This is a genomic window from Enterobacter sp. E14S (assembly GCF_055666685.1).
In genome coordinates this window covers 80188-94741 of record NZ_JBVODQ010000008.1, presented here as the reverse complement: position 1 = coordinate 94741, position 14554 = coordinate 80188, and the positions used below count along the sequence as shown (strand labels likewise).

At 56.9% G+C, this 14554-nt stretch carries 14 protein-coding genes and 1 pseudogene; 8 read left to right on the top strand and 7 right to left on the bottom strand.

The features are described 5' to 3' along the window. Window positions 1-6 precede the first annotated feature (6 nt). From pgaB to pgaD, 3 genes and pseudogenes are all read left to right on the top strand, one after another. A pseudogene (pgaB, locus tag ACZ6J2_RS16305) lies at window positions 7-1943 on the top strand (poly-beta-1,6-N-acetyl-D-glucosamine N-deacetylase PgaB). After that, window positions 1936-3264: a poly-beta-1,6-N-acetyl-D-glucosamine synthase gene (gene pgaC, locus ACZ6J2_RS16300; protein WP_471726210.1), complete on the top strand. Its 1329-nt coding sequence runs from the start codon at window positions 1936-1938 to the stop codon at window positions 3262-3264. Before pgaB ends, pgaC begins: the two are co-directional and overlap by 8 nt. Then, window positions 3264-3695, top strand: a complete 432-nt coding sequence (gene pgaD / locus ACZ6J2_RS16295; RefSeq protein WP_471726209.1) for a poly-beta-1,6-N-acetyl-D-glucosamine biosynthesis protein PgaD — start codon at window positions 3264-3266, stop codon at window positions 3693-3695. The genes pgaC and pgaD overlap by 1 nt, the downstream gene beginning before the upstream one ends. Window positions 3696-3747: 52 nt before the next feature. On the opposite strand, the gene gss is transcribed toward pgaD, so the two are convergent. After that, on the bottom strand, window positions 3748-5610 hold the full coding sequence (gss, locus tag ACZ6J2_RS16290; protein WP_471726208.1) for a bifunctional glutathionylspermidine amidase/synthase: 1863 nt from the start codon (window positions 5608-5610) through the stop codon (window positions 3748-3750). A 183-nt stretch (window positions 5611-5793) separates the two neighbouring features. Between gss and yghU the strand changes: the two genes are divergently transcribed. After that, window positions 5794-6660 (top strand): glutathione-dependent disulfide-bond oxidoreductase, encoded by an 867-nt coding sequence (gene yghU / locus ACZ6J2_RS16285; protein ID WP_023309162.1) that lies wholly within the window; start codon window positions 5794-5796, stop codon window positions 6658-6660. Between the two features lie 152 nt (window positions 6661-6812). Next, window positions 6813-7145, top strand: coding sequence for a glycine zipper family protein (locus ACZ6J2_RS16280; RefSeq protein ID WP_133295139.1), 333 nt, complete (start codon window positions 6813-6815; stop codon window positions 7143-7145). Window positions 7146-7218: 73 nt separating this feature from the next. Here ACZ6J2_RS16280 and ACZ6J2_RS16275 read toward each other — a convergent pair whose 3' ends face one another. The 3 genes from ACZ6J2_RS16275 to ACZ6J2_RS16265 are packed head-to-tail and all read right to left on the bottom strand — an operon-like array spanning window position 7219 to window position 10087. Continuing rightward, window positions 7219-8121 (bottom strand): alpha/beta hydrolase, encoded by a 903-nt coding sequence (locus ACZ6J2_RS16275; RefSeq protein ID WP_471726207.1) that lies wholly within the window; start codon window positions 8119-8121, stop codon window positions 7219-7221. Continuing rightward, a complete protein-coding gene (locus ACZ6J2_RS16270) occupies window positions 8111-9007 on the bottom strand; it encodes an alpha/beta fold hydrolase (protein ID WP_471726206.1) in 897 nt (298 codons plus the stop codon). Before ACZ6J2_RS16270 ends, ACZ6J2_RS16275 begins: the two co-directional genes overlap by 11 nt. Window positions 9008-9031: 24 nt before the next feature. Continuing rightward, window positions 9032-10087 (bottom strand): sugar phosphate isomerase/epimerase family protein, encoded by a 1056-nt coding sequence (locus ACZ6J2_RS16265; RefSeq protein ID WP_471726205.1) that lies wholly within the window; start codon window positions 10085-10087, stop codon window positions 9032-9034. A 141-nt stretch (window positions 10088-10228) separates the two neighbouring features. Between ACZ6J2_RS16265 and ACZ6J2_RS16260 the strand changes: the two genes are divergently transcribed. The 3 genes from ACZ6J2_RS16260 to ACZ6J2_RS16250 all read left to right on the top strand — a co-directional run bounded on the left by ACZ6J2_RS16260 (window position 10229) and on the right by ACZ6J2_RS16250 (window position 11648). After that, entirely contained in the window at window positions 10229-10819 is a 591-nt protein-coding gene (locus tag ACZ6J2_RS16260; RefSeq protein ID WP_023333391.1) for a TetR/AcrR family transcriptional regulator, read from the top strand. 157 nt (window positions 10820-10976) lie between these two features. Further along, a complete protein-coding gene (locus ACZ6J2_RS16255) occupies window positions 10977-11309 on the top strand; it encodes a type II toxin-antitoxin system RelE/ParE family toxin (protein WP_471726204.1) in 333 nt (110 codons plus the stop codon). A gap of 12 nt (window positions 11310-11321) precedes the next feature. Further along, window positions 11322-11648 (top strand): helix-turn-helix domain-containing transcriptional regulator, encoded by a 327-nt coding sequence (locus ACZ6J2_RS16250; protein WP_471726203.1) that lies wholly within the window; start codon window positions 11322-11324, stop codon window positions 11646-11648. A 122-nt stretch (window positions 11649-11770) separates the two neighbouring features. On the opposite strand, the gene ACZ6J2_RS16245 is transcribed toward ACZ6J2_RS16250, so the two are convergent. The 3 genes from ACZ6J2_RS16245 to ACZ6J2_RS16235 form a co-directional block, all read right to left on the bottom strand. After that, on the bottom strand, window positions 11771-12025 hold the full coding sequence (locus tag ACZ6J2_RS16245) for a hypothetical protein (RefSeq protein ID WP_471726202.1): 255 nt from the start codon (window positions 12023-12025) through the stop codon (window positions 11771-11773). A 127-nt stretch (window positions 12026-12152) separates the two neighbouring features. Further along, window positions 12153-13700 (bottom strand): methyl-accepting chemotaxis protein, encoded by a 1548-nt coding sequence (locus ACZ6J2_RS16240; RefSeq protein ID WP_471726201.1) that lies wholly within the window; start codon window positions 13698-13700, stop codon window positions 12153-12155. Window positions 13701-14005: 305 nt separating this feature from the next. Next, a complete protein-coding gene (locus ACZ6J2_RS16235; protein WP_023309169.1) occupies window positions 14006-14494 on the bottom strand; it encodes a TIGR00645 family protein in 489 nt (162 codons plus the stop codon). Window positions 14495-14554 lie beyond the last annotated feature (60 nt).

Below are 14554 nucleotides of genomic sequence, written 5' to 3'. Positions count from 1 at the left end.
ATGAATATGCTGAACACACGTTTTTCCGTGGGCCTGATACTCCTCGGCTGGCTCTGCCTCAGCGCGAGCGTCTGCGCGCAGGCGATCTCGTTCATTGCGCCCAAAGAGAGGCCGCAGCTGGAGGCGAGTGAACCCTGGCCGAAAAACCAGTTTCTGGTCCTGGCCTACCACGACGTCGAAGACGATGCCGCCGATCAGCGCTATCTCTCCGTTCGCACCAGCGCGTTAAACGAGCAGATAAGCTGGCTGCTGCACAACGGCTACCACGCCATCAGCGTGCAGGACATTCTTGACGCGCATGACGGGAAAAAAACGCTGCCGCCAAAAGCCGTTCTGCTCAGCTTTGACGACGGCTACAGCAGCTTTTACACCCGCGTCTGGCCGCTGCTTCAGGCCTGGAACGTCCCCGCGCTGTGGGCGCCGGTGGGCAGCTGGGTGGATACGCCAGCAAATCAAAAAGTTAACTTCGGCGGTCTGATGACGCCCCGGGATCGCTTCGCGACGTGGGACATGGTGCGCGAGCTCAGCCACTCCCCGCTGATTGAGATCGGATCGCATACCTGGGCCTCGCATTACGGCATTCCGGCCAACCCGCAGGGCAGCCGCGAGCCGGCCATTGCGAATCGCTTTTATGACAAAGCGACGGGTCGCTATGAAACCGACCAGCAGTTCAGCCAGCGGATCGGCGATGACGTTCGCAAAGTGACTGAAAAAATCACGCAGGTGACGGGCAAAGCGCCGCGCGCCTGGGTCTGGCCCTACGGTGCCGCCAGCGGTACGTCGCTCGCTATCGCCAGACAGCAGGGTTACCAGCTGGCCTTCACCCTTGAGGACGGGCTGGGGAACGTGCAGGATCTGGGCAACATCCCCCGCCTGCTGATCGCCGGAAATCCCTCGCTCAAGGCGTTTGCCAGCACGGTCAGCCAGGTTCAGGAGCGCGATCCCGTGCGCGTCATGCACGTCGATCTCGACTACGTTTACGATCCCGATCCGGCCCAGCAGACCCAAAACATCAACAGGCTGATCCAGCGGGTCTACGACATGAAGATCAGCCATGTTTTCCTGCAGGCGTTTGCCGACCCGCAGGGCGACGGCAGGATCAAGGCGCTCTATTTCCCCAACCGCCGGCTGCCGGTTCGGGCCGATCTCTTTAATTTTGTCTCCTGGCAGCTGCAAACCGCGCGGGGGTAAAAGTCTTCGCGTGGATGCCGGTGCTCTCGTTCGATCTCGATCCTTCCCTGCCGCGCGTTCAGCGCCGGGATCGTCAAACCGGCCAGCTGCGTGAAGCCACCGAGCCCTATATCCGGCTCTCCCCGTGGGACCCGCAGGTGCGCCAGCAGGTGACGGACATCTATGAAGATCTGGCCCGCTATGCCAGCTTCAACGGGATTTTGTTCCATGACGATGCGGCGCTGACGGACGTGGACGATGCCGGTCAGAACGCCACGCGCCAGAAAAGCCAGACGCTCATCGGGTTTACACACGCCCTGAGCCTGGCGGTGAAGCATATCCGCGGCCCGCAGATAAAAACCGCGCGCAATATGTTCGCCTTACCCATTCTGCAGCCCGAAAGCGAAGCGTGGTTCGCGCAGAATCTTGATGATTTTCTGGCGGAGTATGACTGGACGGTACCGATGGCCATGCCGCTGATGGAGTCCGTCCCGGCAGACGAGAGCGATGCCTGGCTGACGCGTCTGGTTAACGCGGTCGCCGCACGCCCCGGCGCGCTCGATAAAACCATTTTCGAGCTGCAGGCCAGGGACTGGGACCAGAAACCGCAGCGCGCCGTTGCCGATAGCCAGCTTGCGCAGTGGATGCGCGTGCTCCAGCTGAACGGCGTCAAAAACTACGGTTACTACCCCGACGACTTTCTCAACAATCAACCTGATATCTCACGCATCAGGCCTGAATTTTCTTCGTACTGGTACCCTGACAATGACTGATCGCATTATCGCCTTCTCTATTTTATGTCTGGTATTCGGGTTGCCGTTAGGCGTGGCCGCCCTCTTTACCGGCGAACTGATTCTGGATTTCGTGTTCTTCTGGCCGCTGTTCATGTCGGTACTTTGGATAACAGGCGGCCTCTATTTCTGGTTTCAGCTTGAACGCCACTGGTCGTGGGATAAAGACACGCCCGCCCCGACGCTCGCGGGTGAACCGCTCATCTCCATTCTTATCCCCTGCTTCAACGAGGGACGAAATGCCCGGGAGACCATCAGCGCCGCGCTGGATCAGCGGTATGAAAATATAGAAGTTATCGCCATCAACGACGGGTCTTCTGACAACACCGCGGAGGTATTGCAGGCGCTGGCGCAGGAACAGCCGCGCCTGCGGGTGATTAACCTCGCGGAGAACCAGGGGAAAGCGCTGGCGCTCAAGGCCGGGGCCGCGGCGGCACGGGGCGATCTGCTGGTCTGCATTGACGGCGACGCCCTGCTCGATCGCGATACCGCCGCTTATCTGGTGGCCCCGCTGATTCAGTACCCCCACGTCGGGGCGGTTACCGGCAACCCGCGCATTCGCACGCGCTCCACGCTGATTGGCCGCATTCAGGTGGGCGAGTTCTCTTCCATCATTGGGCTCATCAAGCGGACGCAGCGGATCTATGGCCGGGTCTTTACCGTTTCCGGCGTCATCGTCGCGTTTCGCCGACAGGCGCTGGCGGACGTTGGGTACTGGAGTCCGGACATGATCACCGAAGACATCGACATCAGCTGGAAGCTTCAGCTGCGCCACTGGGATATCTTTTTTGAGCCGCGGGCGCTGTGCTGGATCCTGATGCCGGAGACGCTGAGGGGCCTGTGGAAACAGCGTCTGCGCTGGGCCCAGGGGGGCGCGGAGGTGTTTCTGGTCAACCTTCGCAGGATTGTGCGCTGGGAGCATCACCGCATGTGGCCGCTGTTTCTGGAGTACGCGCTGTCAACGCTGTGGGCCTTCGCGTACGCGATGACGGTGCTGCTGTTCCTCCTCAGCCAGGTTGCTCCTGTTCCCGCCAGGCTGACCGTGGAGAGCCTTTTTCCACCGGAGTTTACCGGGCTGCTGCTGGGCGTGATGTGCCTGCTGCAGTTCCTGGTCAGCTTGTACATCGAGCGGCGCTATGAACGTAAAGTGGCCAGCTCGCTTTTCTGGGTGATCTGGTTCCCGATGGTGTACTGGATGATCGGCCTGTTCACTACCCTCGTCGCATTTCCAAAAGTCATGCTTAAACGCCAGCGCGCCCGCGCGCGCTGGATCAGTCCGGACCGGGGAAAAGGGAGCATTTAATGAACGAAAATACCTTAATTTTGACCGAGCATCGGCTCTTGCCGCGTCTTTTCGATGCCTCGTTGACGCTGGTGGCATGGGGAGGATTTCTGTTTTTCCTGTATGCCCGGCTGTGGATGCAGCTAACCGATGAGAGCGACCACCGCTGGAGCGTGATTATTGCCTCCTTTAATACGGTGTTGATCTATTTGCTGTTCGCCGCGCTCAACGGCTGGCTGCTGATTTTGTGGTATCAGTACAACCGCCGCCGCGCCAACGTGAGACGGCGCCAGCCAGGCTATTTTCACCAGGAGGAGCTGGCCCGCAGCTTTAACGTCTCACCGCAGATCATCTCCGAGATGAGCCAGTACAACCTGCTGACGGTGTATCACGATCAGATTGGCCGCATCATCGATCTGAAGATCAACGAGCAGGAAGAGGAAGAGCAGTAACAAAAAGCCCCCGCAGGAGACCCTGCGGGGGCTTATTTATCGCAGGTATGAACTACTTATCTTTAACCACAATCAGCGGCTCGATATCGCTCTCTTTTTTCACCACCAGCGAGTCATCGCCGCGCAGGCAGGTCCCGCCGTAGTTTCCGCCCACGGTGAAGGTGCAGACCTGAATGTACTTGCCGTCGACGTTCGGCAGACACCACAGCTGCTGGTAAATATTCTTGCGGTCAACAAACTTGCCGCTGGATTTATCCAGCAGTTCGTCCTGGGCGCTGATGAGATCGATATTGCTGCCGCAGCGGCCAGCAATCGGCTTGACGGCATAGCCGGTCTGCTTCAGCAGATCGTTAACCTCAAAATCGGTGTCGAGCAGGTAACGGTGGTTCGGGAACAGCTGCCACAAGACCGGAAGAATCGCCTTGTTGCCGGGGATCACCGTCCACAGCGGTTCGAACACCAGCACCTCCGGGCGCAGCAGGACGTCAATCAGGCGCACCTCGCCCTTAGGATGTCCGGTGCGGATCGGCACGGCGGCGTATTCGGTTTCGCTGACCTCGCGGATCTGCTCTATCGCCGTTTCCCACGCCCAGGTTTTCCACACGCAGTTGACGTGGCGACCTTCGTCGTCAATCAGCTGTCCGGCAGCATCCCAGCTCAGCGCGCCCAGCCCGTGCAGGATCTTGGTCTCGAACCCGGCCTGCATCAGAGAACGCTGAATAAAGAGCGCGTGATAGTCCTCTTCGACATCGTTGTCCTGCATGATGTGGACGAACGGCCGCGCGTGGCTGTGCTTCCATGCGCCGGTCAGCTCTTCCAGCAGCCCTTCCGCCGGGTTATGCCCGTTGCCGCGATAGCCGTTTTTCACCCACTCTTCGAGAATCAGCCCGCCCTCGGTATGGCAGGACGCGGAGTCGGCGTTGTACTCGTAGACCTTAATGCCGCGCTCATCCATGCAGAAATCCATACGACCGGTGATCATATGGTGACGACGCCACTGCCAGGAGAGGCGCAGGCGCGGCCAGAGGATTTTCGGGATGTCGAAAAGCGCCAGCAGACTGTCGTCTTTCAGCACCTTGTCCGTGGCGTGCAGGTACATCAGGTGCAGTTCGTTGGTGGCCTTGATCAGCTCCTGCTCGGCGCTTTCGGTAATGGTGAAGTACTGGCAGGGATCTTTGTTGATCACATGGCCGTTGGCGCGGATATACGCCTGCTGCAATGCGTCATTTTCGTTAAGCCATTTTCCGTCGAACTGACGCCTGTTTTTCAGCCGCGCGCCGCTGATTTTCAGCAGTTCGCCGTCGATTTCCGGCTGGGGAATGCTGTGTTCCGCGTCGTCGGTCTGGATCATCCAGCCGAGAATCTCCGTGTCGTTGAAGGTGTCATGGATGGTATAACACCCGTTCTCCACGCTCAGACGCAGCTCGCGCGTCCACTGCTGCCCGAGCGGCAGCGGGGAGTGAATCACGTTCTGCTCCGCAATACGCACCCTATCTTCCAGAAGCTGGATGATCACCGCCACGTGGCCGGTCTCATGGAACTCGCCGCCCTTTTGCCAGATCAGCAGCGCCCCGGCCCGCGGCGCGCGTTTTGAGCCATTGGCAAAAGCCTGAAGGGGCAGGATGTTATCGTTCACCACCTGACGCAAAAAGCGCAGAGAGAAGATTTCCCACGCCATGCCGACGTCGGTAAACACAAAGCCATAGTTGAGAAACAGGAAACGGCGGGCAAACTCAACGCACTGCCACTTGTGGCCCATGTATTCGTTGCCGATATAGCTGCGAAAATCCGCGTCCTGCGGGTAGCTGCGCGGGTCCAGACTGCCGTAATTTGAAGAGTAAATCGCCACGCCACCGGGCGCATAGCCTAACAATGTCCCGAATGGCGCATCACTGCTTAACTTTCCTTTACGCATGTATCCAACCTAAAACAGGCAGGCGGCAATTTTTTTAAGGGTTGTCGTCGTCTGCACGTTGTAATTAACCTGACAGAGGGACATTTATCATACACCTCCCCTGACCATTGCGCTCACATCGTTAAACGGTCGATTCATCTCCTGCTAAACTCCCTCAACACATCACTCAAAAGGCAGGCCAACATGTCAGACAACACGTATCAGCCACCAAAAGTGTGGGAATGGAAAAAGAACGGCGGCGGCGCGTTCGCCAATATTAACCGCCCGATTTCCGGCGCGACCCATGAGAAAGATCTGCCCGTGGGCTCCCACCCGCTGCAGCTTTACTCTCTCGGAACACCGAACGGCCAGAAAGTGACGATCATGCTCGAAGAACTGCTGGCGCTGGGCGTGACGGGCGCGGAGTATGACGCCTGGTTAATTCGCATCGGCGAAGGCGATCAGTTCTCCAGCGGGTTTGTTGAAGTGAACCCGAACTCGAAAATACCGGCGCTTCGCGATCATTCCACGAACCCGCCAACGCGCGTCTTTGAATCCGGCAATATCCTGCTCTATCTGGCAGAGAAATTCGGTCACTTCCTGCCGAAAGATCCGGCTGGACGCACCGAGACCCTGAACTGGCTGTTCTGGCTGCAGGGCGCAGCGCCGTTCCTCGGCGGCGGCTTTGGTCACTTCTACAACTACGCGCCGGTAAAAATTGAGTACGCGATTGACCGCTTCACCATGGAAGCCAAGCGCCTGTTCGACGTGCTGGATAAACAGCTGGCGCGCGGTCGCTACGTGGCGGGGGAAGAGTACACCATCGCGGATATCGCCATCTGGCCGTGGTTCGGCTGCGTGGCGCTGGGCAGCGTCTATAACGCCGCCGAGTTCCTCGACGCAGAGAAGTACACGAACGTGCAGCGCTGGGCGAAAGACGTGGCGAATCGCCATGCCGTTAAGCGCGGCCGTATTGTTAACCGCACCAGCGGCGAGCTGAACGAGCAGCTCCACGAGCGCCATGCGGCGAGCGACTTCGATACCAATACGGAAGATAAGCGTCAGGCGTAATGTTCAGCCGGGCGGGTCCCCGCCCGGCAACTGAGATCCCAGCCCAGGGCATGATTAGCTTAAAGGTTGAGCCGGTATTGCTGGCACTATCTGGACGTTTTTCTCGCGTGAGAAACGACGTCTCAACCGACAGCAGTCACAAAGGATCTGTTATGAAACTTATTAAAACAACGCTGGTTATCAGCGCCCTCATTTTTTCCGCCTCGGGAATGGCTATCGACAAAACCGCCGCTGGCGCGGTAGCAGGCGCGGCCATTGGTGCGGCCACGGGCAAAGATCTGAAATCGACCGTTGGCGGTGCCGTTGTAGGCGCAGGCACGGGTGCCATGTTCAAAAACGGCGGCAAAGGTAAAGCCGCGCGTAAGGGCGGCGCGGTAGGTGCTGCCGTAGGCGCTGGTGCCGCAGCGGTTACCGGCAAGAGCGTGCTGAAAGGTGCAGCCGTTGGTGCGGGCACGGGCGCGCTGATTGGTGAAGCGACGCACTAAGGTCGTGTGCCACCTTGTGAACAGGCATGAATAATAAACCCAGCGATCGCGCTGGGTTTTTTGTGTTTTTGAATCAGATACAAGCCCGTTCGAACAACCGACGCGCGGCTGGCGTTAACCCTGACATATGAATGCAGGCATGCACCATTCCCGGCAACCGTTCACAGCGTACTGGCACCCCCGCCTCCTCAAGCCGCCGCGCATACGCTTCAGCCTCATCGCGCAGGGGATCATATTCACAACTCAGGATGGTTGCTGGTGGTAACCCTCTCAGCGAGGCCATATGCAGCGGCTCGGCATAAGGATGACGACATTCTCCCAGATAGTTCTCCCAGCAAAACGCCATCGCATCACGCGTTAAATAATAACCTTCAGCAAATTCCCAATAGCTTTGGGACGACATTTCGCGACTTAATGCCGGGTAGAGCAGCAACTGATGCTCAATGTGAGGTCCGCCGCGATCCCGGGCCAGCAGCGCTGTCGCGGCAGCAAGATTGCCGCCTGCACTGTCGCCGCCCACCGCCAGACGGGTCGCATCTATCCCCAAAAGCGCGGCCTGTTCACTGGCCCAGCACAGTGCCTGATAAACATCCTCTAACGGCCTTGGGAAGGGGAACTCCGGTGCCAGACGGTAATCAACGGAGAGTATTTTCCGACCAGTAGCATTGGCCAGTGCCTGACAGGGCCGATCGTACATCGACAGCGAGCCCAGACACCATCCACCGCCGTGAGCAAAAAGCATTGCAGGCTGTGCGATTTCAGCGTTTGAGGCAGCAGGCGTATACACGCGAAGACCGATAGCGTAACCATCATCAGCGATAACAACGTAATGTTGAATGCCGCCACCTGCTTCCTCCTCACCCTGTAGCCGCAATAAGTCCACTTCGGTGGCGGCACGCAGGTCGGCTAACGACGCCGGTTGCGGCGCGCCCGATGACGCAGCCAGAAAGTCAGCGATGTGTTTATCAAGCGGCACGATCGGTGTCCTCTGAGAGAAAGGGTACGATTAGCCCAATAAACGCCTCATGACACTCTTCGGTAATAAAATGCCCGCAGTCCGCCACCGTCTCGCCACGCAAATCAAGGGCATTGCCCTGCAGGGTTATCAGCGGAGCATCGCGCGTCGCATGTTCGGCCCCCACCGTTAACACCGGCATGGTTAAAGGCGTTAGCGCACGGCGCTGGTTCTGCCGGATGGTTTCCGGGATAGCGCGATAATAGTCGAAACCCGCTCGCAGCCCGCCGGGTGTTGAATAGGCGGCGATATACACCTCTGCGGCAACCCGTTCACGTCGATGAGACCAGCGGTCGAAAATATAGCTGAGATACTGTGATTCGCGCCCGCTGGTCAGGGTTTCGGGTAGATCCGCCAGCTGATTGAACATGAAGTGCCAGAGAAAGATGTTCTCTGCCGGTGCGACAAAAATCGGCGGTGGTGGGGCCAGTCCAGGGATAACCGCTTCTGTCAGCACAAGTCGTTCTATCGCCTGAGGAAAATCGCTCGCCATGGCGTATCCAACCCACATGCCAATATCGTGGCCTACTATGCTATAACGCGCATGACCCAACTGCGCCATCATGGTATGCAGCATGGCACCGACACGTCCGGTGTCATAGCCGTCGCGTGGTTTATCTGACTCACCAATGCCCGGAGGGTCGACCGCTATCGCCTGAAAACCCGCCGCCGCCAGCGCCTGAAGGATATAGCGCCAGGTATACCAGGTCTGTGGCCAGCCCGGTATCAGCAATACCGGTTGACCTTTTCCCGCCACGACGCAGTGGATGCGCTGTCCGTTCACTTTCGTATAGACGTGTTCTGCCCTGAGATCCGCGTGCGCGATCTCACCGTATTGTTGTTCCATGGGGACTCCCTGTGATGTTGTTGCTTAGCGGATGCCGAGTAATGCGTTAATTTGCTGAGGGTTAACTGGCGCACCGGCGAAATCATCGAAGACTTTATCGGTGATGTGAATAATGTGGTCGCGGATGAACGCGGCCCCTTCTCTGGCACCATCCAGCGGTTTTTTCAGACAGCACTCCCACTCCAGGGTTGCCCAGCCAGCATAATCGTATTGGGTCAGCTTCGAGAAAATAGCCCTGAAATCAACCTGGCCGTCACCCAATGAGCGAAAACGTCCTGCACGATCGACCCAGGACTGATAGCCACCATAAATACCCTGACGCCCGGTCGGATTAAATTCAGCGTCTTTGACGTGGAACATGTTGATCATGTCCTTATAAATATCAATAAAATCCAGATAGTTAAGCTGCTGTAATACCATGTGGCTGGGGTCGAAAAGTATCCGGCAGCGGGGATGCTCTTTCACCCTTTGATAAAACATTTCAAACGTCACCCCATCATGCAGATCTTCGCTCGGGTGGATCTCATAGCAGAGGTTAATTCCCTCCTCGTCACAGGCGTTGAGCACCGGCATCCAGCGTCTGGCCAGCTCGTCAAAGGCGGTTTCAATTAACCCTTCCGGGCGCTGCGGGAACGGGAACAAATAGGGCCACGCCAGCGAGCCAGAGAAGGTACCCAGATCGCTGAGCCCAAGCCTGGCGGAGGCCTTGACCGCCATCAGCAGCTGTTTCCGTGCCCACTCGCCGCGGGCTTGCGGGTTACCGTGTACTTCCGGCGGTGCGAAGCTGTCGCATAAGCTATCGTAAGCAGGATGTACCGCCATCAGTTGACCGAAGATGTGGCTGGTCAGTTCACTCACCACCAGGCCATGCTCCGCCAGCATACCGGTCAGATCGTCGCAGTAGGTCTGGCTTTCTGCTGCCGTCGCCACGTCGAACAGCCGACGGTCCCAGGCCGGGATTTGCAGAGCGCTAAACCCCGTTTCCGCCGCCCACCGGGCGATCGCAGGCAAATTATTGAATGGGGCCGCATCATCGCTGAACTGAGCCAGATGGAGAGAGGGACCTTTGAGGGTTTTCATCGTATACTCCTATTGTTTGTCGATTGACAAACAATAGGAGTAAAGCCGGATAACCGCAAGCGAAAATTATAAATTCGTTGGTAATCCAGATGATTTAGGCGATCCTGTTTCACTGAATTCAGGACCAACCGGAGCAACAAAATGGCAGGCAGACCGCGCCAGTTCGATCGTGACCAGGCGCTTATCAAAGCGCGCAACCTGTTCTGGCGACAGGGTTATGAAGGAACCTCAATGTCGGATCTGGTGGCGGAGCTGGGGATTGCATCGGCACGGATTTACAAGGCGTTCGGTTCAAAAGAGCAGCTCTTTCGGGAAGCTATCGCCGATTACGAAAAACAGGAAGGCGGTTTTGCGGATCGGGCCTTATCCGCAGGGGGCAACGTGCGGGATACCATCCAGACGCTGTTAATGGATGCGGTTCACCTGTACTGCCATCCGGATTTGCCGCAAGGATGTATGGTGGTGGCCTCTGCAGCCAGCGTCAGTGCGGAAAATGAAACGCTCAAAACCTGGCTGGCACAGCATCGCCTGCAGCGTACGCAGCAGATCATCGACCGTCTCCATCAGGCAGTGCATAACGGTGAACTGCCGGATACGACCGATGCAGAGAGTCTGGGAGACTATTTTGCCGTCTTTTTACATGGTTTGTCGGTGCAGGCCAGGGACGGTGTTCCGGAATCGCGTTTGCAGGCGGCGGTTAAGCAAGCGCTTAGCCTGCTGCCGCATTGCTGAGTGCGCTGCTAAGAAAGGCCGAATACAACGGTCTCGTATTTTTGCGATCCGCTTTCAGAAATCACATCTTCCCCACTGTCACAACCCAGTGAACAATTGCCTGTCGTAGCCTGAAGATTACAATGCATTTGCTTATCGTAAACTACAGGCTACAATAATGGCTAAGGTCAAACACTACATCACAGCAGACGGGTACGATCCTTTTGATGCATATCTGAGAAGTGTTAAAGATCCCATAGCTAAAGCCATGATTGCTACACGTGTCGCCAGAATGTCTACGGGTAACTATGGTGATTGCAAGCCATGCAGAGAGAGCGTTTCAGAACTCAGGATTGACCAGGGGCCGGGTTACCGCGTCTATTTCAGCGAAGTCTTCGATCCGGCAGATGGCGCAGTGAGTCTGGAGCAATTGACTGGAACGAAAAAAAAGCAAAATGCAGATATTGACAGGGCCGTTGAGTATCTCAACGAGTACAAGCGCAGGATATAAGAGGAAATCGGAATGGCTAAATCAGTACTTCATGATGACGCAATGGTACAGCTCCTGAAAGATTCTCCGGATTTCGCGCCCGTATATCTTCATCAGGCTTTCATTGAAATTGACGAGCCCGGAGGCTATGAGGCTTTCATGCTGGCTTTACGCCATGTTATTGAAGCCTCTGGCGGGATGACCGTCATCGCAAAACGTGCAGGCATTTCTCGCGAATCACTCTATAAATCACTCTCACCAAACGGTAACCCCTCATTTAAGCGTATCGCAGAAGTGGTATCCGCAACGGGATACCCGATTTCCCGAATTGCAGCTGCAGGGTTAAACGCACCAGCGTGAGTCGCACGTCAAAATACGCCCGGATGCGCTAGCCGCGCGAAGCATCAATGACGATCGTCATGCTGAAACACCATTGGAAAAGGCGGTAAGAGACATGCCTGCATGCCGCCTCGTCTGTTGCATTAATACTTAATGTCCCGCGCTTTTTGTCTTCCGGACTGTTTCATCTGACGCTTGTCCTGACGGCAGTCGTGATTACTCTGGTTATTGTTCGCCACGCAGGTTTGCTTCACCTGCCGCGACGCGTCGCGGGTTTCCTGCCTGACATCACGCGCCACGTGCCGCTCCTGCGCCTGCTGGGTCGCACTGGCACAAACCGAGAACAGCATCAGAAGAATGCAAGAAAGGACGGGAATGACAGATAACGATCTGTTCATAGCAACACCTCGAAGAAGAGAGCCCAGAACGTCAGTGGGGTTAGCAAAAGAATAGCAGTTTCAGAAGGGGCTGAATGGGGAAGGCGTTAATAATACAAGGCCGCACAAGGCGGCCTTATAGGTTGCGTTATGCCGTCAGGCGGAACTTCTGCACCGAGCGCTGAAGCTCTTCGGTCTGGCGCTCCAGCGCCGCCGCTGCCGCAGAAACCTCTTCAACCAGCGAGGCGTTTTGCTGGGTCACGCCGTCCATCTGGGTAATGGCAATCCCGACCTGCGAAATACCCTTGCTTTGCTCCTCAGAGGCAGAAGCGATTTGCTTCATGATGGTTGTCACTTCCGTCACGTCGCGCAAAATCGCATCCATGGTGGTGCCGGTGTCGCTCACCAGTTGCGCCCCCTGCTCTACGCGGGAAACGGAATCGGTAATCAGCCCCTCAATCTCTTTAGCCGCGTTGGCGCTGCGGCTTGCCAGGTTACGAACTTCGCCTGCCACTACCGCGAAACCACGCCCCTGTTCGCCGGCGCGCGCCGCTTCAACCGCCGCATTGAGTGCCAGAATATTGGTCTGGAAGGCAATGCTGTTGATCACGTTGGTGATTTCAGCAATTTTCTTCGAGCTTTCCGAAATACCGCTCATGGTGGTCACCACCTCTTCCACCAGCGAGCCGCCGCGGCTGGCGGTAGTTGAGGCGACATCGGCCAGCTGGCTGGCCTGACGCGCGCTTTCCGCGTTCAGTTTCACCGTGGCGGTCAGCTGTTCCATGCTGGCTGCCGTCTCTTCCAGCGCAGCCGCCTGCTCTTCGGTACGGGAAGAGAGGTCGTTGTTACCGCTGGAGATTTCCGTCGCGCCGCGCCAGATATTTTCACTGCCGGAGCGAATCGTGCTGACCGCTTCGCGCAGGCTGTCCTGCATCGCGCTCAGCAGCGGCACCAGCTGCCCCACGCAGTTGCGGCCGAACGGCTCAATGGGCTGGCTGAGATCGCCCTGGGCAATCTGGCGGAACTGCTGGCGAATGCGAGCCAGCGGTTTGACCAGCATCGCCACCAGATAACGGTCGGTGAAGAGCAGGATCAGCAGGCCGATAATCGTGGCGACGATAATCACCGTGCGGGTCATACTTGTCAGGCCGTCCACCACCACGCGGGTGCTGTCGAGCGACTTCGCGGCGGCATTGTTGAACTCCTCAGCGGCCGCACCGAACGCGCGGCTCAGCGGTGGCGTGACGTTGTTGGCCTGCTGGCGATACCCCTCCAGAGCCCCCTGCTTCGCCTGCTGCATTTGCGGCGTTACGCCCTGTTCAAGCAGCGACTGCCAGGAGCCGATCACCCGGGAAGAGACCTGCTCGTCCATCGGGCCTGGGGAGATCGCCTTCATCTCGGCCAGTTTCTTGCCCATGTTATCCAGCGCCTGTTGGGCAGAGGACAGATCCGGCGTGCCGCCTGCGGCTTTGACTTCCATAGCGCGGCTCAGACGGGTCACAAAGCGGAAATATTGATCGTTACCCTGGCTGAGTACCGTCATCTGTTTAACCAGCTGGCGATCGACTTCATTGCCATCCGATACGCGAGAAAGGGACCAGGTGCTGTACAACCCAACGCCCGCCCACATTAAACAAAAGATCCCGAGAATCGTCAGCATGACGAAACGGATCGTGAAATTACGGAGCATATTCATAAGTCTTCCTTGCCGTGAGGGTGAGTTCGCCCAGAGGCGAGTACTACTCTCGTTATCGGCAGGAAAGAGGGAAATTATAACGTTTTGTGATCATTTTTAATTAGCGTGGCTTCACTGGTCACACAGCTGCCGTTAATCATTAGGCACGCGCTTAGTGATGCAATTTGTGATGTGATAAGTGCAAAGTGGGAAAGCGCTTTGAATCTGTGGCAGGCGTCGTCGGATAAGTCGTCGGATAAATAGTGCGGTCTGATGCCCTCATCCCGGCCCTCTCCCACAGGGAGAGGGCGCTTAAGTGAGGGGAATTACTTTTTACTGATCTTATCCAGATACCCCATCACAAACGCAGACAGCACAAACGTCAGGTGGATGATGACGTACCACATCAGTTTGTTATCCGGCACGTTCTTCGCGTCCATAAAAACGCGTAACAGGTGGATAGAGGAGATTGCCACTATCGACGCGGCCACTTTATTCTTCAGCGACGAAGCATCCATTTTGCCCAGCCAGCTGAGCTTCTCTTTACGCTCGTCGATATCGAGCTGGGAGACAAAATTCTCGTAGCCGGAGAACATCACCATCACCAGCAGCCCGCCCACCAGGGTCATGTCCACCAGCGACAGCAGAACCAGAATCAAATCCGCTTCGGCAATAGAAAAAATGTTCGGCAGAACATGCCAGATTTCCTGAAAGAACTTAATCGTCAGCGCGATAAGTGCCAGCGAGAGGCCAAAATAGACGGGGGCCAGTATCCAGCGGGAGGCGTACATGGCATTTTCAAAAAAGCGTTCCATAGAGTCCTGTTTGCAAAAGAAACCAGCGCCCAGTATATCTCAACGGCGCTGACTGTTTGC